The organism is Steroidobacter agaridevorans (assembly GCF_009932555.1).
GTDB lineage: Bacteria > Pseudomonadota > Gammaproteobacteria > Steroidobacterales > Steroidobacteraceae > Steroidobacter > Steroidobacter agaridevorans.
In genome coordinates, this window is record NZ_BLJO01000001.1 from 929,709 (window position 1) to 950,602 (window position 20,894).

Sequence of the window (20,894 nt, forward strand, 5' to 3'; positions counted from 1 at the left end):
TGTCAAATCGACAATGCGATTTTAACTTTAACGCAGGCCACGCCTGCGACTTGTCATACACGCAGAGTCGTGTTGAGACTCTCGAGGAACGAGGCGGTCAGCCGAACGATCTGCTCGCTGCGTTCCCGGTGCGGCACGTGGCCGCAATCGTTGAGCAGGACCATTTGCGACGGACCGCGCACGCCGCTGGCAATGCGCTTGGGAAACTCTTCCGAGCCATACTCATCCTGGTCGCCATGGATCGCCAGCACCGGACAGGCGACGCGGCCGAGATGAGGATCGAGGCTCCAATCCCGAAACTCCGGCGCCAGCCAGACTTTGATCCATGCGTCGAGCACCCACTGCGCTCTGTCGCCGTGCCGCTTGGCGAGCTTCTGCAATTGCGCAGGATCTTCGAACAGTGTCTGTGCCGCACGAATTCCCTCCAGCGTGCGTGACTCGACGAAGCACTGCGCAGACTCCGTGACGACGGCCTCGCACGACTCTGGCAACGACGCGGCGATTCGCAAAGCCATCGCGCCACCCACGCTGTGACCGAACAGCGCGAAACGATCCAATCCCAGGCCGTCTCTCACAGCGGGAAAATATCGTTCGGCTTCTTCGTCGATGAATGCGAAGGACGGCCGGTCGGTCCGCTGCGTCGACTGGCCGAAGCCGAGCCGATCGTAGGCAATGACATGCCGGCTCGACGCTTGCGCCAGGACAGCGGGAAAATCACGCCACAGCCCGACACTGCCCAACGAATCATGCAGCAGCACGAGCGGCGCACCTCGAGTACGCGAGCCCTGCCACTGCCGAACAAAAATTCTGCCGCCCGGCACATCCACGAACGAATCTGTGGCTTCGATGGTCATCACTTTGCCTTCAACGGGAACCGCCGGCCTTTATAGGCGAACACCGCGGGCATCGGAATGCAATTTTGGCCGGCTCGACCCACGTTTTTAGTAGGAAACTGCTTGTTTTTCCTGACGTCGAATTAAATTACAGAGCGTCAATAGCGAGCGTGGGCAAATAAAACATTCGAACCGCACCCTCGGAACTAGTCGACACGCCGCGCGTAACAATACTGATTCGACGGTGGGACGAATGCGCACGAGGACGCCACCATGCCTCTGGCCAGGCACGCAACCTGGGTGTTGATGTCGTTGGCTTTATTGATCGCCGGTTGCGATGGCAATGGCGGCGACAGCGACAATAGTCCGGCGCCCTCCGGGCAAGAACCGCCGCCAACCACACCCGACCCGCCGCCGACACAACCCGTGGATCCAAGCGTCGTTGGACTGGATGCAAGGCCGAGCAACACCACTTGTATCGCGCCGGAGCGAGCCAGCGGCAGCGGCAGCATCGCCACCGAGCGGGTTTTTCCAAACCTGCGTTTCGTCGACGCCAGCGGCACGACCCGAAATCCGTTGCTGATGATTCAGGCGCCTCGCGACGGCAGCCGCTGGTTCGTGGTCGAGCGCTTCGGCACCGTGAAAGTGTTCGACAACAATCCCGCCGTCTCGACCTCGTCGATGTTTCTCGATATCGGCGCACGCGTCGAATCGACCTGCGCCGAGTGCGGACTGCTCGGCATGGCGTTTCATCCCGACTTCCCCGCCACCCCACGTGCTTATCTGGTGTACACCAGCCTGGATCGCAACGGTGGCGGCGGTCCGGATACTCATCTCTCCGAATTCACCTCGCCGGACGGCGGGCTGACGCTGAATCCGGCCTCCGAGCGCGTCCTCATCACTGTTTATAAGAACTCGGTGCATCACCATGGCGGCAACATCATCTTCGGCCGCGACGGTTATCTGTACTTCGCCGCCGGCGACGGCAACTCGGCACGCAGAAATGACGCGCAGGATCTGCACACCCTGCTGGGCAAAGTGATCCGCATCGACGTGGACGGCACGACGGGCTCCGCGCTCTATGGCATTCCTTCCGACAATCCGTTTGCCGCCAGCACCGCGACCTGTCACGCCAACGGCAGCGGCGCGCAGAACTGTCCCGAGATCTGGGCGTGGGGCTTTCGCAATCCGTGGCGCTGGAGCTTCGATCGCCAGACCGGCGACATCTGGCTCGGCGATGTCGGCGAGGCGACCATCGAAGAAGTCGATCATGTCGTGCGCGAGGGCAATTATGGCTGGCGCTGCTTCGAAGGCGCGCAGGACACCGGCCGCGGCTGCGGCACACCGGTCGGTCCGCTGCTGCCGCCGGTCGCTCAATACACCCATGCGCTCGGGCAAGCCGTCACCGGCGGCTATGTCTATCGCGGCTCGGCCATTCCCAGTCTTTTCGGTCACTACCTGTTCGGCGATTTCGTGAGCGGACGCATCTGGCACATTCCCGTCGACACCCCGCCCACACTGAACGTGGAGGAAGGCTACGACTCGGGCCTGCTGGTTTCTTCGTTCGGCGAGGATCTCGATGGCGAGCTGTACGTCGTGAGCATGCGCGGCGATCTGCATCGGATCACCGGCACGGGGACGGTAACGGGCGGCGTCGCCACGCAGCTCTCCGCCACGGGCTGCGTCGATCCGAACAATGCGACCCTGCCCGCGAGCGGACTCATTCCTTATGAGCCGAGCGCGGCATTCTGGTCCGACGGCGCAGACAAGCAGCGCTGGATCGGCTTGCCGGACGGACAGAACATCACCGTCAAGGACGATGGCGATTGGGACTTCCCCAATGGCACGGTGCTGGTGAAGAACTTCCGCCTCGACAATCGACTGGTCGAAACACGTCTCTTCATGCGCCATCCAGATGGCGTCTGGGCCGGCTACAGCTACGAATGGAACGCGGAGCAAACCGACGCGACGCTGGTGCGCGGCGGCAAGCAAGTGACGATCGGCGCGAACACGTGGATCTATCCGAGCGAGTCCCAGTGCACGCAATGTCACACTGAAGCGGCCGGTCATTCCCTCGGCCTGGAAACCAAACAACTGGCGACTGCCATCGCCTATCCGCAGACCGAGCGCACCGCCAATCAGCTCGTGACATTGAACGCGATCAATACCCTGTCGCCGCCGATCGCCGATCCAACGGCGGAGACTGCGTACCCTGCTCCGACGGGAACGGCCGGCACGCTCACCGAGCGAGCGCGCTCTTATCTGCATACCAATTGCTCGCAGTGCCATCGCCCTGGCGGACCGACGACGGCAAACATGGATCTGCGTTACTCGACGCCGCTCGCGAGCACCAACGCATGCGATGTAGCACCCACGGCGGGCGATCTCGAGATCGAGAACGCACGAATCATCGCGCCCGGCGCCGCCACTCGATCGGTGGCCGTCGCGCGCATGAGCTTGCGCAACGCTACGGATCAGATGCCGCCCATCGGCGCACACGTCGATACCGCCGGCGTGCAGCTGATCAGCGAATGGATCGATTCGCTCACCAGCTGCAACTAAGCCTGGGGCAAAAAAAAGCCGCCTGCGCACCAGGCGCAGACGGCGAATTCACAACTCAGGATGTGAAAACTTATTTGTTGGCGAGCACCGGCGATGCCGGCGTCTTGCGCGAGCGGCCTTCAACTTCGGCAGCCATGCCGTGCAGCCACAGCTCGAGATTGGTGTAACCGCTCGCGGTCACCGTGTTCGGATCCGCCGGCAACGTCAGCGCGCGAGCGTTCTCAGCCATCGCCGGCCAGCCGCCGGCGTTTTTGTTACAACGCGCGGTGCCGTTCGGCGCGACGCAGTTGATAGACTCACCGGTACGGCTACGCACGTTCTGCACGACTCGCGTGTCGATCGGATCGCGATCGGCCGGCCGCGCACCCGCGTACTTGAGCACGTAGTTCAGAGTCACATCGTCTCCCGTCGGCTTGGTCGTGAAACCCGCCGGCCAGGCGACCGGCGCCGAAGCCTTGTAGCCGGACAGGCTCATGGAGCCGAAAGACGTGCCGACCAGCGCCCACGGATCCGACGTCGATCCCTCGGCGGCGTTGTCGACGACGAACACCTTGCTGCCGGACGGCGGCTTGGTCGAGTCGGCGCGCACCAGGATCGGCTGTTCCGAGCTGGTCGTCAGCGGCCCCCGGATGAGCACGTTGCCGACGATCGAATTGTTCGTCTTGGCGCCATGGCTCTGCAGCTCGATGCCCTTGTTCGTCCAGTTGTAGATCACGTTGTTGACGATCGTGGTGTTGGTCGAGTTGCTGAGCGGATTGCGCGACTTCGCGCCGCTGATCAGATTGTTCGCGAACGTGATATGCCCGGCGACCGGTCCGAAGATCACGCCGTAGCCGTGCGCGCCCTCGGGATGCAGCGACTCGTGCAGCGGCTCGGCGAAAATGCTGTTGGTGATGCTGACGTTGTCCCAGCTCGCCCACGCGCTCGCCAGCTCGTCGATCGACCAGCTGAAGGAGCAATGATCGATGACGATGTTCTTGATCGCAGCCTCGGGCGGACCGGAGATTTTCAAGCCATCGCGGTTGATCGCAGGCTCGCCGCCGGCATCGTCGCCGGGGCGCACGTGCAGGTGCTGGACCAGCACGTCCGAGGTCCGCACATTCAGGCCGCCGCCTCGGAGCATGATGCCCGGAGAGGGAGCGGTCTGACCCGCGATCGTGATCTTTGGATTGCGCAGCACGAGATCGCCGGTCAGCCGAATGGTGCCGGAGACTTCGAATACGCACACGCGCGGACCGCTGGCATCGACGCAGGCCTTGAGCGAGCCTGCTCCGTCCGCGTTGAGATTGGTCACGCGATGAACGGCGCCGCCGCGGCCCGCGGGCGTCGTGATGCCGTTGGTCTTCACATTCGGGATCACGGAAACGGCGGCGTCCGCCGCGAACGATGCGGCGCCCGACGCAACAACAGCCGAGGCGATCAGGCCCAGTCGAACAGCGCGGGCCGTGAGACGATTCGAAAAAGTCTGCGACGATGATTCGGTCATCAAATGGGGTCCTCGTAGTGGGCCTCTATCCTGCGAGGCCGGATGCACCGGCTCGGGCCGGCCAGAGGGGCCGGGGCGATGGCGAAACGTTACTAGTCCGCCTGATGCGATCACATCGGAGAACCCCTGAACGAGGGGACAGATGGCCTGTCGGCACGTAGTCGCTCTACCCGCACACAGAGGCAGTTTGTAGTTCTGTCCGGGCCAGGTCCACCTGTTCCCAGATGTAGACAGGGCTCCGCTCCGCGTTTGTCCGTCTTTTCAGTCTGCGCAACCCTCAATTTCCTTGCCTTGTGCGCGCGCGCACGCCAACCTAGCGGGATGGCTTCAGGACTTGCAGCACTACTGGATGACGTTGCGGCGATCGCCAAGCTGGCGGCCGCGTCCCTTGACGACGTGACCGCGGCAGCCGGCAAAGCCGGCTCCAAGGCGGTGGGAGTCGTCGTCGACGACGCCGCCGTCACGCCCGGCTACGCGATGGGCTTTACGCCCGAGCGCGAGCTGCCGATCGTCTGGAAGATCGCGCTCGGCTCGTTACGCAACAAGTTTTTCTTCCTGCTGCCGGGCGCACTGCTGCTGAGCGCGTTCGCGCCCTGGGCGGTGACGCCGATTCTGATGGTCGGCGGCGCCTATCTGTGTTTCGAAGCGACCGAGAAGATCATCGAGGCCGTCACGAAGACCGCGAGCCACGAGGACAGCACTCCTCATGTCGAAGAGCTTGCGCAGAGCTCGGCAGAGATCGAAGCTCAGAAAGTCGCTGGAGCGATTCGCACCGATTTCATTCTATCGGGCGAAATCATGGCGATTGCCCTCGCCACCGTCGCGGATCGTCCCTTCGGCATCCAAGCCGGCGCACTCGTCCTCGTGAGCCTCGCGCTCACCGCCGCCGTCTATGGCGTGGTCGGCTTGATCGTCAAAATGGATGATATCGGCGTGCATCTGGCCGCACGCGCATCGACCGTGGCGCGTGGCACGGGACGAGCGCTGGTGAAGTCGATGCCTCATGTCATGCAAACCCTCAGCGTCGTCGGCACGGCCGCGATGCTGTGGGTCGGCGGCGGCATCATCGTGCACGGGCTCGAGCACTTTCACCTGGAGACCGTGCCTCATCTCATCCACACGCTCTCGGAGATGGCCCATCACGCATCGGTGCTCGGGGCCGTGGCCGCCTGGCTGACGTTTGCAGCGAGTTCAGCCGTCGTGGGACTCATCATCGGCGGCGTGATCGTCGCAATCGTGCACTTCCTGCCCGGACGCAAGCATTGAGCGGGTCCGGCCGATATAACTTCGCCTCATAGATCGCCGGCCTTCTTAATTGGATTTGCCTCGGTCGCCGCGCTTGTAGACTCGGCGCGCGACAGGAGGATCCATGGCCGATTTCGCGATCGAGAACTTCCGCTTCGAGGCGCCACCCGAGGCGCTGGACGATCTGCAACAGCGACTCCGTCGCACACTCTGGCCCGATGAAGTCGCCGCCGAGCCGTGGCGCTACGGCCCGCCCGTGGCGTACATGCAGCGCTTCATCGACTACTGGCTGAATAAATATGACTGGCGGACGCACGAAGCGCGCCTGAATTCGTTTCCGCAATTCGTCGCGCAGATCGACGAGCATCGTACTCATTTCATCCACCAGGTCGGCAACGGCCCCTCGCCCATTCCGCTGGTGCTGACGCACGGCTGGCCGGGCAGCGTCGTCGAGATGCTGAAGATCATCCCGCTGCTCACGGACCCGGCAGCGCACGGTGGCGATCCCGCCGATGCGTTCACTGTCATCGCGCCCTCCATCCCGGGCTATGGTTTTTCGAGCCGGCCTGCGAGCCGTGGAACAAACGTTTTCGTCGTCGCCGATCTGTGGGCGAAGCTGATGACTGGGTTGAACTATCCGCGCTTCGGCGTGCAAGGCGGCGATTGGGGCTCATGGATCAGCGCCGCCACCGCACTCCGCCATCCGCAGCGGATCGTCGGCTTGCATCTCAACTATCTCTCGACACGATTCCGCCCCGCGCTCAGCTCAAGCGATCCGCCGCTGAGCGCCGCCGAAGAGGACTACCTGGCGCGAGTTGCAAGATGGATGGACACCGAGGGCGCATACATCGCCATTCAGGGAACGAAGCCACTCACGTTGAGCTATGCGCTCACCGACTCACCCGCGGGCCTCGCAGCGTGGTTTGTCGAGAAGTTTCGCAGTTGGAGCGACAATCAACTGTTGCCCGATGAGGCGCTCACCAAGGACGAGATGATCACCGATATCATGCTCTACTGGCTCACCGGCACAGCGCACTCCGCTATGCGCTTCTACAGCGAGTCGCGCGAGCATCCGTTTCATCTCGCGGCCGGGCAAAAAATCACGCCGCCCTGTGGCATCGTCCATCTTCCTCGCGAGCTACCCATGCCACCGCGCAGTTGGGCCGAACGCGCATTCAACGTCGTGCACTGGTCGACCCTGCCTCGCGGCGGCCACTTCGCGGCGTGGGAGCAGCCGGAGCTGCTTGCCGAGGACATTCGAAAGTTCTTCAGACCGCTGCGCAGTCAAGGCAACTCGCGCGATGACACATGATTGAGTGCGATCACCCACTTGCCATCGCGTTTGCGCATCAGGCGCGTGTTGATGCCGTCTTGCGCGCCCTTGGGGCGGTCGAGTTGATAGCGGCTGATGAGCTGGGCGGCATCGGGCGCGAGCAGCTCGATTTTGATGTCGAAGAAGTGCAGCTTGCCACGCGTTTCTTCCGAGGCGCCGTAGTCCCGGATGTAATGATCGAGCGTGCCCTGCCAGTCCTTCTGGAACTCGCCACGGGAGACGAAGATCACGTCGGGGTTGGCGAAACCCTCCATGTAACCGCGGAAGTCGCCGCGATTCCAGGCCAGCTCCATGCGGTTGATGACTGCAAGGATCGCCTGTTTCTCGGCTTCCGGATCGACGGCCGAGGTGCTTTGCTGGTCTCGCGGAGTGCAAGCGGCCGTCAGCGCGAGGACCAGAATTGCAAGCGCTGTGCGGATTCGTGATGAGTCCATGTCGGCTCCCAGGGCGAGATGCGCGCTATTAGCACAATTCGCCGACGAGCCGTCAATCCCGTCCAAGACGGGCCGCGGCCTCCTGAGAAATCATCACGGCTCACAGCCGAGCGATCACGGGAGGTGCGGCATGAGCGCCAATACTGACGGCCTGCAAGACATCCGGGTCTACACCACCGCCGAGGGACGCGCGGTCATCGAACAATCGTCGGGCACCGTGGTGCTCGAAGCGGAGCAGATTCTGACCGTCATCAAGCAGCTGCACGCCTGCTACGATTACTGCGCTGTGTGGAAACAAACTCCGCAGGAATAGGATCGCCCCATGACCCAGCCCATCAACATCCTGCTGCAAACGACCATCGAGCCCACCGAAAACGACTGGCACATCGGCCGCTTTTCGATGCTGCGTGATTATCTCGCTTCGCTGACCACGCCCGACGGCGCGCCCCTGTTTCGGGTCACGGCGAGAGATCGAGACCCGGTCGGCGCGTCGGATTCGGTGCTGTCTTCGCTCGATCGTTCCAACTACGACGAGCTTTGGCTGTTCGCCGTCGATGTGGGCAACGGCCTCAACGACGAGGACCGCGCCGGCATCCTTCGCTTCCGCGCCCGCGGCGGCGGGATCATGATCACGCGAGATCACATGGACCTGGGCTGTTCGATCTGCGACCTCGGCGTGATCGGCGCCGCCCATGTTTTCCACACGCACAACGCGGGGCCTACGATTCCCCCGCCGGACGACAAAGGCACGCCACAGATTGGGTGGCCGAACTTTCATTCGGGTGCGAATGGCGCGGCTCAGCGAGTGGAGGCGGTGCTGCCGGTGCATCCTGTCATGCGCGAAGTAACGTTCCTGCCTGCTCACCCCCACGAAGGCGCGGTCGTCGCTCCGGCGTCGGCGCCGCATGCGAGGGTGATCGCCACGGGCCAAAGTCTCGCGAGCGGGCAGCGTTTCAATATTTCTATCGCGTTCGAGCGAACGGAAAGCGAAGGACCGGCGATTGCGGAATCCACCTTCCACCACTTCGCCGACTACAACTGGGATCCCCGTCGCGGCAGCCCGGACTTCGTCAGCGAAACGCCGGTCTATGAATTCCCGAGTTCGCCGGCGATGGCGTCGGTTCACAATTACGTTCGGAACGTGGCGCTGTGGCTTGGGGGCAGGCTTTGACCTCGACGTCAGCGGTGGTCTAACTCGGCGCTTCTGTCGGAGACGTTGGTGGGCTGCGTCGCCCGGCGGTGGGTTATCTCAGCGTTGCTGTCGGAGGCGTTGGTGGGCTGCATCGCCCGGCGGTGGGTTATCTCCGCGTTGCTGTCGGAGGCGTTGTGGGCTGCGTCGCCCGGCGGTGGGTTATCTCCGCGTTGCTGTCGGAGGCGTTGTGGGCTGCGTCGCCGGGAACGTCCTAGGTCTTCCCGGCACCGTGCTCCCCGTCACTCGCGCTGTCGCGCGGATTCCTTGGGTCCCGTCCCTGGGCGCACTGCTCCGACAAGGTCCCTCTTGTTCGAAGCTGCCGGGAAGACCTAGGACATTCCCGACGCCGCCGATACGTCACAGGCGCATTCGCGCGTGACTCTTCTCCAACCCACCAACCCTCGGTTGTGAGTTTGGCGTTGCTCAATGTCGTAACGGCAGTTGCGGCCGCGCTCGGCGCGGCCGCCGGGTGACGGCACCGCAGTTCGGTCGTACAGATCTCTATTGCGAGCAGAGACCCTACCGCAGTTCGATCGTACAGATCTCTGTTGCAAGCGAGTGACCTTACGCGCAGTTCGATCGGACAGCTCTCCGTCGCGAGTCGTCGCGAAGACGACTCGTCCAGTTTCGAGCGACAGCAAGAAACGTGAGCGCTCGCAGAGCGCGATAGCCGCGACCGTAAGTCGCCCGTCCGACTCCGCTGTGACATCTCGGCGGCGTCGGGAGCGGCGCGAAACCGCAAACGCGCATTCTTACTCTTTAAACGGCGCGTCCATCAGCAAATCGACAGCGGACGGCCTCTTATACCCCGGCACGAGTCGCTCACCGAAGTCTCGCGCGAAATTATCGTACGTCGTGTCCGGCCGCGCCTCGACAATCCGGCACACCGCATGCGTAAACGCCTGCTTCATATCGAGCCTCGGATACGCATCGACGATGGAACCGATGAGTGCCGGCGCCAACATCTCATAGCCAAACCCGCCCCAATCCAACCCGATGCCCGCCGTGCACAGCGCCACCTCGGGCTCCTTGTGCAACCCGATCGACGGCGTCGAGTTCAGCGCGACGCCGTCCCAGATCAACTGCGCCTGCCGATCCTCCATCCCAAGCGTGCGAGCGAACTCGCGAGCCGCATTCGCGCCTTCCACTTCGAATCGCAGCGGCCCACTGAACTCCTGCACCAAACCGATATCGTGCAGCAGCGTCGAAACCGCTAAAACCTCCGGATCGTGCGAAGCGTTCTTCAGCTGCGCGAGCGCCGCGGAGAACAGCCACGATCGCATCGAGTGATTGAACAGGTACGGCTCGCAATGCTCGCGCGCAAATTCAATTGCGCTGGTCACGATACGGGTATCGGGCACGATGACGCCGGCGAGCAGGCGCGTCGGCACCGTCGGATACAACGTTTTATCGATCGAGTTCATCGCGCTCTCCCAAATCTTCTAGAGCCACGATCCTGCTCCTGCGCAGGCAATAAAGCTTGGAGAACCGCGCCGACCTTGGAATAGACCTGCGCGGGCCGGTTCCATTCAACTGAAGAGCAGATTCATCAAGCATCGCCGTCCGATCCGTTGAACACTCACCAGCGCATCAATGCGCCCTTGCTGGAAGCATCATGGATCTCGCCATCAATCGCCTCTCGACCGACGCCCAGGAAGTCGCAGCCGTGACTGACTGTCTCACCAAGTGGTACGCCGCGAACGATTCGGTTCGTCATCTCTGGGCGGTTCACGAACGCGGCTCGCTCATTGCCGTGTACATCACGCTGGAGCCGACGTCCGACGGCGACGACGCCCTGCCCGTCTGGTTTGCGAAAGGTCATCAGTGGGCCGACGAGCTGTGCGTGCTGACCCGTTGCGAAGTGCAGCTGCAGCTGCTCGGCTCGAACTACGAGCAGCCCGACATCGCTGCCGAAACAACGATCGTCGAGCTCAGCTGGCGCGATCCGTGGATTTCCGAGTGATCTGTTCCCCAACCGAGGACTTTGCTATGTCTGTTCTGAAGAAACTGGCCCCGGCCATCGTCGTCGCCTGCGCAGCCGCGGCGCCCAATGTGTACGCATCGGAAGACGCGAATCACGCCATCGTCACCCAGCTGATGACCAAGCCCGTGCCCGAGCTCGCGGGCAAGGAACTGGAGATGATCACGGTCGAGTATCCGCCAGGTTCGGTCGATCCGGTGCATCGACACGACGCGCACGCGATGGTCTATGTGCTCGAAGGGACCATCGTCATGCAGGTCAAGGGCGGCAAGGAAGTCACCTTGAAGCCCGGACAAACGTTCTACGAAGGTCCGAACGATGTGCACACCGTCGGCCGCAACGCGAGCCAGACCGAGACGGCGAAGTTCATCGTCGTGCTGCTGAAGAAGCAGAACGCGCCGATTCTCACGGTCATCGAGTAAGTCCGGTCGCCGGCGACCACTCGGTCGCCGGCGAATCCAACGCATCACACCAACGTAAACCCGCCGTCGATGCTGAACACCTGGCCGGTCACCCAGTCGGCATCCCTGCTCGCAAGCGCGACGATCCAACGCGCAACGTCGTCGGGCACGCCGCGCCGACCGACCGGAATGATGCTTCGCTCCTGCTCCTTCACCGCTTCGACGGTGGCCTCCGACAGGCCCATGCGATCGCGCAGAAAATCCGATTCCACCGGCCCCGACGCAATCGCATTGACTCGCACACCGTGAGGCGCCAGCTCCAGGGCCCAGCAGCGAGTCAGCTGCTCCAGCGCGGCTTTGCTCGCACAGTAGGCACCGAAACCCGCCACCGCCTTCTGCGCCAGGCTGCTCGAAATATTGACGATCGAACCGCCAGCTCTGATCAGATGCGGTGCTGCCGCCGCCGCGAGCATCGTCGGCCCGATCGCATTCACACCATAGATGTCGCGGGCGTGTTCGAGCGTCGTCTCAATGAGCGGCGATGGCGCGCCGGCGCCGGCATTGTTGACCAGCACATCGACGCGCCCCCACAACTCGATCGCACGATCGATCGTCCGACGCGCATCCAGAGGATCCGCGACGTCCGCGGTCAACGACTCGATGCGCGGCTCCGATCTCACAATCTCCTCGAGCCTTGCAGCCCGCCGGCCCGTGATGAGCACGTTCGCCTGTTCCCTGGCGAACGCCCGAGCGGCAGCGAGTCCGATCCCGCCACCGCCGCCGGTGACGACCACAACCAGATCCTTCACATTCATCATTGAACTTCTCCGGGCTCGCTGAGGCGGGCTCGACGCCACGCTCGGGGACTCTCTCCGACGATGCGACGGAACAATCTGGTCAGATGAGATTGATCCGCGAGACCGCAGTCCAGAGCGATGTCGCTGAGCGAAGCTTCGGTCGACAACATGAGGCCCTGCGCCCGCTCGACTCGCCGCCGGATCACATACTCGTGCGGCGGCTCGCCGAAGCTGTTACGAAACGCCCGGCCGAAGTGCGAGGCATTCAAGCGCACCAGCGAAGCAAGCTCTTCGTTCTTGATCGGTCGATCCAGATTCGCGTCGACGTGGCTGGTCACCTTGCGGATCTGCCACGGCGACAAGCCGCCGCGCACCGGCTCTTTGGCCACCGTCTCCGTGCCGCCCAATCCCTCGAGGATTTCGGCGGCTCTTCGCAAGCTGTCCTCCGCGGTCACGCGCTCGTCGTCGAGTGCGCTACGCAGAGCTGTGCACAGCTCCGTCATGACGGACCGTAACTGCCGCACGCACACGCCCTGTCCGGCCATTTCGTCGGGCGGCATGCGGGCTGCAAATGTCAGCTGGGGTGTAAGCTGGGGTGTAAACGTGTCCATGACTTCGCTCCGTTCAAGCACGCAGGAACGCGAGCAGATCCGCGTTCACCTGGTCCTGATGCGTGGCCGTGAGGCCATGCGGCGCACCGGGGTAATAGATCGCTTTGACGTTCTTGAGCAGCTTCTCGGCTTTTTTCGCCGCGTCGTGCACCGGCACGATCTGATCGTCTTCGCCGTGCATCAGCAGCGTCGGCACATCGATTTTCTTCAGGTCCTCCGTGAAGTCGGTCTCCGAGAACGCCTTGATGCATTCGTACGCATTCTTCAGGCCGACCTGCATGCTCCACAGCCAGAACTGATCGAGCGTGCCCTGCGACACCTTCGCGTCCGGGCGATTGGCGCCGTAGAACGGCAGAGCCAGATCCTTGTAGAACTGCGAGCGATCTTTGAACACGGCCGAGCGCAAACCGTCGAACACGTCGAGCGGCAAGCCTTCGGGATTCGCGGCGGACTTGACCATGATGGGCGGAACGGCGCCGATCAACACGACCTTGGCAACGCGCTTGGTGCCATGGCGCCCCAGGTAGCGCACCACTTCGCCGCCGCCGGTCGAATGGCCGACCATGGTGATGTTCTTCAGATCGAGCGTTTCGATGACGGCCGCCAGATCGTCGGCGTAACCGTTCATGTCGTTGTTCGAGGACGCCTGCTCCGAACGGCCGTGGCCGCGGCGGTCATGGGCGATCACTCGGAATCCCTGTTGCACCAGAAACTGCATCTGCCCGTCCCACGCGTCGGCGTTGAGCGGCCAGCCGTGCGAGAAGGTGACGACCGGGCCACGGCCCCAGTCCTTGTAGTAGATCTGGGTGCCGTCTTTACTGGTAATGAGGTTCACGTTTCGGGCTCCTTGGCGCGGGGAGGAAGGGGTGAGTTGATCCGTCGACGACGGCGATGCGTTCATCAGGCTGACTCCGTGTTGTGGTGTTCAAGCTCTGAGTGAACTGTCCCACTGCGGCGGCGCAGCCCCAAGTTCAGTGGTGTTAAACAGCGCTAAGCGGCATTGCGCCGCTCTCGTCCAAGTCGCCCCTGACCCAGTCAAGAATCGCCCGCGGCGCTCGCAGACCATGTCGCCACATCGGTCACGCGGAGTGGGTCATGAGAATCGTGGTAGTCGGCGGCAGCGGCCGCGTCGGCGCAAAGCTGGTGGAGATCCTTCGCCACCGGGGCCACGACGTGTTGGCTGCCTCGCCTCGCACCGGCGTCAACACGATTACTGGAGAAGGTCTGGCCGCGGCGATGGCCGGCTGCAACGTCGTCATCGACGTCACCAACTCGCCTTCCTTCGAAGACAACTACGTTCTGAAGTTCTTCGAGACCTCGAGCCGCAACTTGGTGGCTGCCGCCGAGACCGCGCGCGTCAAGCATCACGTCGTTCTGTCGATCGTGGGCACCGATCGGCTGCTGGAGAGCGGCTACTTCCGCGCCAAGATGCGTCAGGAAGATCTGGTGCGGGAGTCGTTGATTCCTCACACCGTGCTGCGCTCGACGCAGTTCTTCGAGTTCATGCCGACGGTGGTGCAATCGGAAAAAGACCAGCATGCCGTGCGCGTTTCCCCGGCCCTGGTGCAGCCCATCGAGTCGGCTGAAGTTGCCGCGGCGCTCGCCGATCTTGCGACAGCCGCGCCTCGCAACGGAATGGTCGAGTTCGCAGGGCCCGAGTGCTTCCGTCTCGACGACGCCGTGTTCCGCGTGATGCAGGCGAAGAGAGATTCGCGTGCAGTCATTGCGGATCCCCAGGCCCGCTATTTCGGCGCGAAGCTCAGTGAGGACACCCTGACTCCGGATGAAGGCGCGATCATCGGCGTGGGACGCTTCGACGACTGGCTGAAACACGTCGGAGGCGCACGCGCATTGAATTAGGTTCGATCATCGCCCGCCCTCGCAACGAAGAAGACGGGCCATCAGCTCGTCGAGGGGCTGTTCCGGAAGGCGCATTTTCCGCCCGTTCATGCGCGAATCCGCCGCAAGGCGCCGGACAGTTACACGACGACGCGAGGGCGGGCTTCAAGCAGTCAAACGCAACGTTAGGAGTCAGATATGAAAATCGTCGTCATCGGTGGCACCGGCCTGATCGGTTCCAAGCTGGTGAGCACACTGCGCGCCAGGGGACATGAAGTGCTCGCGGCGTCGCCCGATTCAGGGGTCAACACCATCACCGGCGAAGGTCTGGCCGCGGCGCTGGCCGGTGCCCAGGTCGTCGTCGACGTGGCGAACTCGCCGTCCTTCGAGACCGCGGCCGTGCTGAAGTTCTTCGAGACTTCCACCACCAACCTGCTCGCGGCGGAAGAACGCGCCGGCGTGCGGCATCACCTCGCGCTGTCCATCGTCGGCAGCGAGCGGTTGCCCGATAGCGGCTACATGCGCGCCAAAGTCGCGCAGGAAAAGCTCATCAAGAAATCGCCGGTCCCGTACACGATCCTGCACTCGACCCAGTTCTTCGAGTTCATCGGCCGCATTCCAGAGGCGAGCCCCGACGGCAAGAGCGTTCGCGTCTCGACCGCGATGTTCCAACCGATCGTCTCCGACGACGTGGTTGCAACGCTCGCCGAATTGACGCTCGGCGCGCCGGTCAACGGCGTCGTCGAAGTCGGCGGCCCGGAACGTTTCCGCATGGATGAGCTGGTCGAGCGCGTGCTGCGAGCGAAGGGCGATACACGCGAGATCATCCGGGATACCCACGTGCCCTACTTCGGCGCCGAGATCGACGACCAGTCGCTGGTCACCGGTCCGGGGGCGCGCAGCGGGTCGAAGCGCTTCGAAATCTGGCTGAAAGAGTCGCAAGCTGCGAAGTGAGGACTGTCATGAAACTCTATTACTTTCCGGGTGCGTGCTCGCTGGCCACGCATGTCGTTCTCGAGTGGCTGGGCGCGCCGTATGAGACCGTCAAGCTGGATCGCGACGGCACCAAGTCGCCGGAGTTTCTGAAGCTGAATCCGAACGGTGCGGTGCCGCTGCTGGTCGACGGCGATTTCGTGCTCAGTCAGAACGCCGCGATCCTGACATACCTCGCCGCGAGCCATCCGAATGCAGGATTGTTCGGCGACGGCACGACTCGCGGACGAGCCGAAGTTATGAAGTGGCTCTCGCTGCTGAACTCCGACGTGCATCCGGCCTTCAAGCCGATCTTCGCGCCGAACCGCTATCACCCGGACGCGTCGCAGTCCAAGGTGGTCGCGGATACGGCACGCAAGAACGTTCGCGAGTACCTGGAGCGCATCAATGGACGGATGAAAGGCCGGGAATGGATCGCCGACCAGCGCTCCGTCGCCGATCCCTATCTGTTCGTGATGCTGCGTTGGACGGTCAAGCTGCACATCGATGCCAAGGGGCTCGACAATCTGGCGAGCTTCTTTGCACGAATGCTTGCCGATCCAGGCGTGCGTGCCTCGATCGTTGCCGAGGAAGGCAGCGTCGATGCCAACGCCCGGCTGGTGGCTTGAGGAATTCAAGCACGTCATGAGTGCCCAACCGCAAAACAAGGAGAGCTCGCGCCTGCGGGCTCTCCTCGCCTGGTTCGATGCGCGTATTCCTCTCACTCAAATCATCGAGAAGCACGCGACCGAGTACTACGCGCCGAAGAACTTCAACTTCTGGTACTACTTCGGCGCCCTGGCGTCCGTGGTGCTGATACTCCAGCTGGTCACGGGCATCTTCCTGACGATGAACTACAAGCCCTCGGCCGCCGAGGCGTTCTCGTCGGTCGAGTACATCATGCGGGATGTGGAATGGGGCTGGCTGATCCGCTACATGCATTCCACCGGCGCGTCGGCGTTCTTCATCGTCATCTATTTGCACATGTTCCGGGCCCTGTTGTACGGCTCGTACAAGGATCCGCGCGAGTTGGTGTGGATCTTCGGCATGCTTATTTATCTATGCCTCATGGCCGAGGCCTTCTTCGGTTACCTGCTGCCTTGGGGCAACATGTCCTACTGGGGCGCGCAGGTGATCGTGTCGCTGTTCGGCGCGATTCCCGGCATCGGCGAATCGTTGGTCGAGTGGATCCGCGGCGACTACTACATCTCCGATATCACGTTGAACCGCTTCTTCGCGCTGCACGTCATCGCGTTGCCGCTGGCGCTGGTGTTCCTCGTCGTCACTCACATTCTGGTGCTGCACGAGGTGGGCTCGAACAATCCCGACGGCGTCGAGATCAAGAAGGTCAAGGGCCGCGACGGTCATCCCGTCGATGGCGTGAAATTCCACCCCTATTACACGGTGAAGGACCTGGTCAGCATCGTCGCGTTTGCGATGCTCTTCGCGGCAGTGTTGTTCTTCGCACCGGACTTCGGTGGCTACTTCCTGGAGCACGCCAACTTCGATCCGGCGAATCCGCTGCAGACGCCGGAACACATTGCGCCGGTGTGGTACTTCACGCCCTACTACGCGATTCTGCGTGCCGTTCCGAACAAGCTGTTCGGCGTGGTGCTGATGGGGCTCGCGGTCGTTTCGTTCTTCTTCCTGCCCTGGCTCGACCGCTCGAAAGTGAAATCGATCCGCTATCGCGGCTGGCTTTTCAAAGGGTTTCTGTTCTCCTTTGCGGCCAGCTTCCTCGCGCTAGGTTATCTCGGCTTGCAGCCGGCTACGCCGGGCTACACGAACGCTGCACGAGTGTTCGCGGTTGTTTACTTCGCGTTCTTTATTCTGATGCCGTGGTATACGAAGGTGGATCGCACCCGACCCGTGCCGGATCGGGTGCGCTACAACCCTTGATTACGGCGCGAGGGTGCTCGCAGTAACGAATTGGGGCGCGATGTCGACAGGCACCTGGTCCAACTGATCGAGCACACGCTGGACTTCGGGTCGGATGACGGACATGCGATCCAACAGGCGCTTGACGCCCGCGTAGTCGCCATGCGCCTGCAGGGTCATGATCTGTGCCGTCAGCGACGTCACGGCGCGCTTGGTCTTGGGAACGTCGAGTGAGAACCGGCCCTGCGAATCGATGCGGATCGCGCCCGCATCGAGCAGGTTGTTCACCTGCAGCGCCATGCCCTTCGCGTGCGCGGCGTTCAATCCAAAGCGCAGCGTGCGGAAGGTCGAGGCCAGGAACGTTACATACATGTTCCGCTCCTGCTTCTTGTCGAGGAAGCCTTTGTCCATCAGGTACTGGAGCGCCCAGAGACCGGACACGTCGGCCTTCGCCTCCTCCAGCGGCCCATTCAATTCTTTCAGCTCCTGCCGGACCGTGGTCGCGCGACCGTTCACTTCGATGGTCTGCGGCCCGAGGCCGTGCATCAACTCGTGCATGAGAATGTGAGTGAAGAACGCGTCGAACGACAGCAGCTGCCGATCCTGCGGCACCAGTGCGATATCCGCGATAGGCGTCAGCACCTTGTCGAACTTGGCCTGCTGGAAGTTCTTCAGCAGCACGCGCTTCGAGCCCTTCTCCGCAACGACGCGCTCGTCATTCGGCAAGTTGAACGCAGCGGTCTGCACGCCGTGATTGGCGTCACCGGCCGAGAACACCACATTGACGACGCGGATCGGCGAATAGCCGCCGAGCTTCGGCTTGCGGAATTTCTTGTCGATGGGCAGGTGATCTTCCAGGTCCTGCAGCTGCGAGCTGAAGCGCTTGAGCTTGTCGGTCTCCGCCGCGTCGGTCAGAGTAATGAAAGCCTCGAAGGCGGCCTTGAAGTTGAACCACTCGTCTTCGTACACCTCATAGGGCCCGATGGTGGGCTCGATCGACGCATCCAGCTCCATCCACGCCACGTCGCTGGCGTAATAATCGTTGGAAACAAACGCCGCGGCGCGCTTCTCCAGAAACGCCTTCAACGTCGGCTGCTGAGTGAGCGCTGCCGCCTCTCGCAGCAGACGCGCCATCTCCATCAGCTCACCTTGATATTCGAGCGAATACGGCACGGACACGAATTTGCCGTCTGCGCCACGACGAATCGTCGTAAAGAAGCCGGTGGCCTCGGCCTTCTGCTCTTGCGGCAGACCTTGCATCCAGCTGTCGATCTGTTCGCGCGTTGCATCGGCGGGATAGAAATTCCCGCCCTGCGGCTTGGCGCCGACACCCGGCAGGAACGCCCGATCCTCGTCCAGCTCCGACCACGGCCCTTTGTTGAGCAGGAAGTAGTCGACCCGCGCACGCCCCAAGGCACTGCGATCCGACAGCAACTGCAGTAATAGCGCGTTGTTACCGGGGGATCGCTGACGCATGAACACGGCATCGACATAACGCGAAGCCTCGACCAGCTTCGCCAGCGCCGCCTTTTCCTGCGCCGGCAGATTCGCCAGATCGACCTTCACTTCGACCGGCGCAAAGCGCGCCGCCATCGACGAAAGCTGTTCCGGATTGGGAAAGTCTTCAGCCATCGACGCTACAGACCACAGATTGCATACAGCCAGTACCGCACTGGCGAGCAGGGTTTTACGCATGGCGCGTAATCTGCCCGCGGCGCCCCCGCAGCGCAAGAGGGCTCATCGCCCGCCACCAAGCGCACTTCCAGGCTGCTCGATCCATACGCACGCGCATGTTCAAATCGCTTCTTCGGAACTACCGGCATCACACCGATCGCTCCTGAGCCCTACGTTCCTATCCACTCAACTGTCCCGTCTGCCAAGAAGGCAGTGGTTCCGACAGGCATCAGCCAGAACGGAATCATTCGCTCATCCAAAATGGAGAGCTCGTAGAGAGACCGAAGTTCGAACGTACTTTCGTCATCCATACTGAGTGGATCGTTGAGAATACCGACGTACCAACCGGAACTGTGGCCCTCAACCGCAGCATCGCGCTTGAGGAATGCGCTCGGATGACCCGCCTGATAGCTCTTGGAGACAATAGCTGAGTGCATGACAGTGCACAGTTCCTCTTCGACGCCATGACGCCTGAGCATCGCTTGCTGATCACGATAGATGGCTTCGGCTCGACTGAGGTCCCTAGTGAAGGACGCCATGCGCACAAAATCGAGGCTTTCAAGTTTGACGGGCGGGTCCGAGGTCCGCAACTCGAAATACGAGCCATCCAGCCTGTACCGTTTCACCGACCGCCACTGGGCGGTCCGACAAAAAAGCTTGCATGGCACGGTCGAGCATCGATTCACTCTCTTGCATTTCGAATGATGTTAGCAGTCGGCGAATGCGCGCACACGAGAGGCTGGTATTCGTGACAACGTCGCGCAATGGCCGATTCTGGCCCGAGGGAGCTGACGTCTCTTGGTCACCGCACGCGGACCCCACCGAGACTGAAGGAACAGCGTGCAGCGCTTCTTCGCACTCAACCTTGCGATGGCAGCGTCGCTTGGATATCGAGTGTGGGAGGATCGACTGGCTTGCCAACCATCCGCTGATGACTATAATGACCATCCTGACCAATTGACGGAGAGCCCTCGTGGACAACGACCTTTGGACGGTGGCAGAGGCAAAAGCCAAACTGAGCGAAGTCATCGAACATGCTCAGAAAGAAGGCCCGCAGGTTATCACCCGTAACGGACGCCGTGCCGTGGTTGTGGTTGATGCTGAAGAATGGGAACGAAGGACAAAACGCAGCGGCAACCTCGCCGAATTCTTCGCGGCGTCTCCTCTGCGCGGTTCGGGTTTGAAGGTCCGCAGATCGAAAGATCGGATGCGCCCGACTGATCTATGAACTTCCTGCTCGATACTAATGTCGTTTCCGAATGGACGAAACCCCGCCCGGATGCCGGTGTCGTGAACTGGCTCTCGGAGATCGACGAAGATTCGGTTTTTCTCAGCGTGATCACCTTCGCCGAATTGCGGCATGGCATTGAGAGACTGCCGACGAGCAAGCGCAAGAAGCAGCTTGATGAGTGGCTGAAGGGAGAGTTGCCTCTCCGGTTCGAGCAGCGCATCTTGCCTGTCGATGGAGCCGTAGCTGATGAGTGGGGCCGCTTGGTTGCCCGCCACGAATCCCTCGGTCGCCCTATCCATGCAATGGATGCAATCATCGGAGCCACCGCTCAAGTGCATGCGCTCACCTTGGTCACTCGCAACGCGTCGGACTTCGAAGCGTCCGGGAAATCCATAGTGAATCCTTGGAAGTAGTGCTTGCCACCT

At 62.2% G+C, this 20,894-nt stretch carries 22 protein-coding genes; 13 read left to right on the forward strand and 9 right to left on the reverse strand.

The features are described 5' to 3' along the window. Positions 1-53 precede the first annotated feature (53 nt). On the reverse strand, positions 54-854 hold the full coding sequence (locus GYH35_RS04065) for an alpha/beta fold hydrolase (protein WP_161827705.1): 801 nt from the start codon (positions 852-854) through the stop codon (positions 54-56). Between the two features lie 252 nt (positions 855-1,106). Here GYH35_RS04065 and GYH35_RS04070 point away from each other — a divergent pair, with 252 nt between their 5' ends. Beyond that, positions 1,107-3,395 (forward strand): PQQ-dependent sugar dehydrogenase, encoded by a 2,289-nt coding sequence (locus GYH35_RS04070; protein WP_161827706.1) that lies wholly within the window; start codon positions 1,107-1,109, stop codon positions 3,393-3,395. A gap of 70 nt (positions 3,396-3,465) precedes the next feature. Here GYH35_RS04070 and GYH35_RS04075 read toward each other — a convergent pair whose 3' ends face one another. Next, positions 3,466-4,881 (reverse strand): pectate lyase family protein, encoded by a 1,416-nt coding sequence (locus tag GYH35_RS04075; protein ID WP_161827707.1) that lies wholly within the window; start codon positions 4,879-4,881, stop codon positions 3,466-3,468. 321 nt (positions 4,882-5,202) lie between these two features. On the opposite strand from GYH35_RS04075, the gene GYH35_RS04080 reads away from it, so the two are divergent. Beyond that, the gene (locus GYH35_RS04080; protein ID WP_161827708.1) at positions 5,203-6,147 is read left to right on the forward strand and encodes a DUF808 domain-containing protein; all 945 of its coding nucleotides are present in this window, start codon (positions 5,203-5,205) and stop codon (positions 6,145-6,147) included. 103 nt (positions 6,148-6,250) lie between these two features. Then, complete coding sequence (locus tag GYH35_RS04085) at positions 6,251-7,438, forward strand: epoxide hydrolase family protein (RefSeq protein WP_161827709.1); 1,188 nt, start codon at positions 6,251-6,253, stop codon at positions 7,436-7,438. On the opposite strand, the gene GYH35_RS04090 is transcribed toward GYH35_RS04085, so the two are convergent. Beyond that, on the reverse strand, positions 7,411-7,752 hold the full coding sequence (locus tag GYH35_RS04090) for a nuclear transport factor 2 family protein (RefSeq protein ID WP_407700190.1): 342 nt from the start codon (positions 7,750-7,752) through the stop codon (positions 7,411-7,413). The two genes, GYH35_RS04085 and GYH35_RS04090, sit on opposite strands and share 28 nt — an antisense overlap. Positions 7,753-8,023: 271 nt before the next feature. On the opposite strand from GYH35_RS04090, the gene GYH35_RS04095 reads away from it, so the two are divergent. After that, on the forward strand, positions 8,024-8,206 hold the full coding sequence (locus tag GYH35_RS04095; protein ID WP_161814431.1) for a hypothetical protein: 183 nt from the start codon (positions 8,024-8,026) through the stop codon (positions 8,204-8,206). Positions 8,207-8,215: 9 nt separating this feature from the next. Further along, the gene (locus GYH35_RS04100) at positions 8,216-9,064 is read left to right on the forward strand and encodes a hypothetical protein (protein ID WP_161827711.1); all 849 of its coding nucleotides are present in this window, start codon (positions 8,216-8,218) and stop codon (positions 9,062-9,064) included. 773 nt (positions 9,065-9,837) lie between these two features. On the opposite strand, the gene GYH35_RS04105 is transcribed toward GYH35_RS04100, so the two are convergent. After that, positions 9,838-10,509: an HD domain-containing protein gene (locus GYH35_RS04105; RefSeq protein WP_161814433.1), complete on the reverse strand. Its 672-nt coding sequence runs from the start codon at positions 10,507-10,509 to the stop codon at positions 9,838-9,840. 191 nt (positions 10,510-10,700) lie between these two features. Here GYH35_RS04105 and GYH35_RS04110 point away from each other — a divergent pair, with 191 nt between their 5' ends. Beyond that, positions 10,701-11,048 carry a hypothetical protein gene (locus GYH35_RS04110; RefSeq protein WP_161814434.1) on the forward strand — a complete coding sequence of 116 codons (348 nt, stop codon included), beginning with the start codon at positions 10,701-10,703 and terminating at the stop codon, positions 11,046-11,048. A 26-nt stretch (positions 11,049-11,074) separates the two neighbouring features. After that, on the forward strand, positions 11,075-11,488 hold the full coding sequence (locus GYH35_RS04115) for a cupin domain-containing protein (protein ID WP_161827712.1): 414 nt from the start codon (positions 11,075-11,077) through the stop codon (positions 11,486-11,488). A 44-nt stretch (positions 11,489-11,532) separates the two neighbouring features. On the opposite strand, the gene GYH35_RS04120 is transcribed toward GYH35_RS04115, so the two are convergent. From GYH35_RS04120 to GYH35_RS04130, 3 genes are read right to left on the reverse strand one after another with little or no spacing between them, the layout of a single operon-like run. Continuing rightward, positions 11,533-12,285 carry an SDR family NAD(P)-dependent oxidoreductase gene (locus GYH35_RS04120; protein WP_161827713.1) on the reverse strand — a complete coding sequence of 251 codons (753 nt, stop codon included), beginning with the start codon at positions 12,283-12,285 and terminating at the stop codon, positions 11,533-11,535. Next, a complete protein-coding gene (locus GYH35_RS04125; protein WP_202624071.1) occupies positions 12,282-12,875 on the reverse strand; it encodes a helix-turn-helix domain-containing protein in 594 nt (197 codons plus the stop codon). Before GYH35_RS04125 ends, GYH35_RS04120 begins: the two co-directional genes overlap by 4 nt. Before the next feature lie 13 nt (positions 12,876-12,888). Further along, on the reverse strand, positions 12,889-13,776 hold the full coding sequence (locus GYH35_RS04130) for an alpha/beta fold hydrolase (RefSeq protein ID WP_161827714.1): 888 nt from the start codon (positions 13,774-13,776) through the stop codon (positions 12,889-12,891). A gap of 194 nt (positions 13,777-13,970) precedes the next feature. Between GYH35_RS04130 and GYH35_RS04135 the strand changes: the two genes are divergently transcribed. The 4 genes from GYH35_RS04135 (at position 13,971) to GYH35_RS04150 (ending at position 17,585) form a co-directional block, all read left to right on the forward strand. Continuing rightward, the gene (locus tag GYH35_RS04135) at positions 13,971-14,735 is read left to right on the forward strand and encodes an SDR family oxidoreductase (protein WP_161827715.1); all 765 of its coding nucleotides are present in this window, start codon (positions 13,971-13,973) and stop codon (positions 14,733-14,735) included. Between the two features lie 177 nt (positions 14,736-14,912). Then, the gene (locus tag GYH35_RS04140) at positions 14,913-15,668 is read left to right on the forward strand and encodes an SDR family oxidoreductase (RefSeq protein WP_161827716.1); all 756 of its coding nucleotides are present in this window, start codon (positions 14,913-14,915) and stop codon (positions 15,666-15,668) included. A gap of 8 nt (positions 15,669-15,676) precedes the next feature. Beyond that, positions 15,677-16,315, forward strand: a complete 639-nt coding sequence (locus GYH35_RS04145; protein ID WP_161827717.1) for a glutathione S-transferase family protein — start codon at positions 15,677-15,679, stop codon at positions 16,313-16,315. 52 nt (positions 16,316-16,367) lie between these two features. After that, complete coding sequence (locus GYH35_RS04150) at positions 16,368-17,585, forward strand: cytochrome b (protein ID WP_407700191.1); 1,218 nt, start codon at positions 16,368-16,370, stop codon at positions 17,583-17,585. On the opposite strand, the gene GYH35_RS04155 is transcribed toward GYH35_RS04150, so the two are convergent. After that, positions 17,586-19,259: a dipeptidyl-peptidase 3 family protein gene (locus tag GYH35_RS04155; protein WP_161827719.1), complete on the reverse strand. Its 1,674-nt coding sequence runs from the start codon at positions 19,257-19,259 to the stop codon at positions 17,586-17,588. 149 nt (positions 19,260-19,408) lie between these two features. After that, on the reverse strand, positions 19,409-19,864 hold the full coding sequence (locus GYH35_RS04160) for an immunity protein Imm33 domain-containing protein (protein ID WP_161827720.1): 456 nt from the start codon (positions 19,862-19,864) through the stop codon (positions 19,409-19,411). Between the two features lie 347 nt (positions 19,865-20,211). Here GYH35_RS04160 and GYH35_RS04165 point away from each other — a divergent pair, with 347 nt between their 5' ends. Together GYH35_RS04165 and GYH35_RS04170 are read left to right on the forward strand one after the other, a co-directional pair. After that, positions 20,212-20,466: a type II toxin-antitoxin system Phd/YefM family antitoxin gene (locus tag GYH35_RS04165; RefSeq protein ID WP_161827721.1), complete on the forward strand. Its 255-nt coding sequence runs from the start codon at positions 20,212-20,214 to the stop codon at positions 20,464-20,466. Further along, positions 20,463-20,882 (forward strand): type II toxin-antitoxin system VapC family toxin, encoded by a 420-nt coding sequence (locus tag GYH35_RS04170; protein ID WP_161827722.1) that lies wholly within the window; start codon positions 20,463-20,465, stop codon positions 20,880-20,882. The genes GYH35_RS04165 and GYH35_RS04170 overlap by 4 nt, the downstream gene beginning before the upstream one ends. The last annotated feature ends 12 nt before the right edge of the window (positions 20,883-20,894 follow it).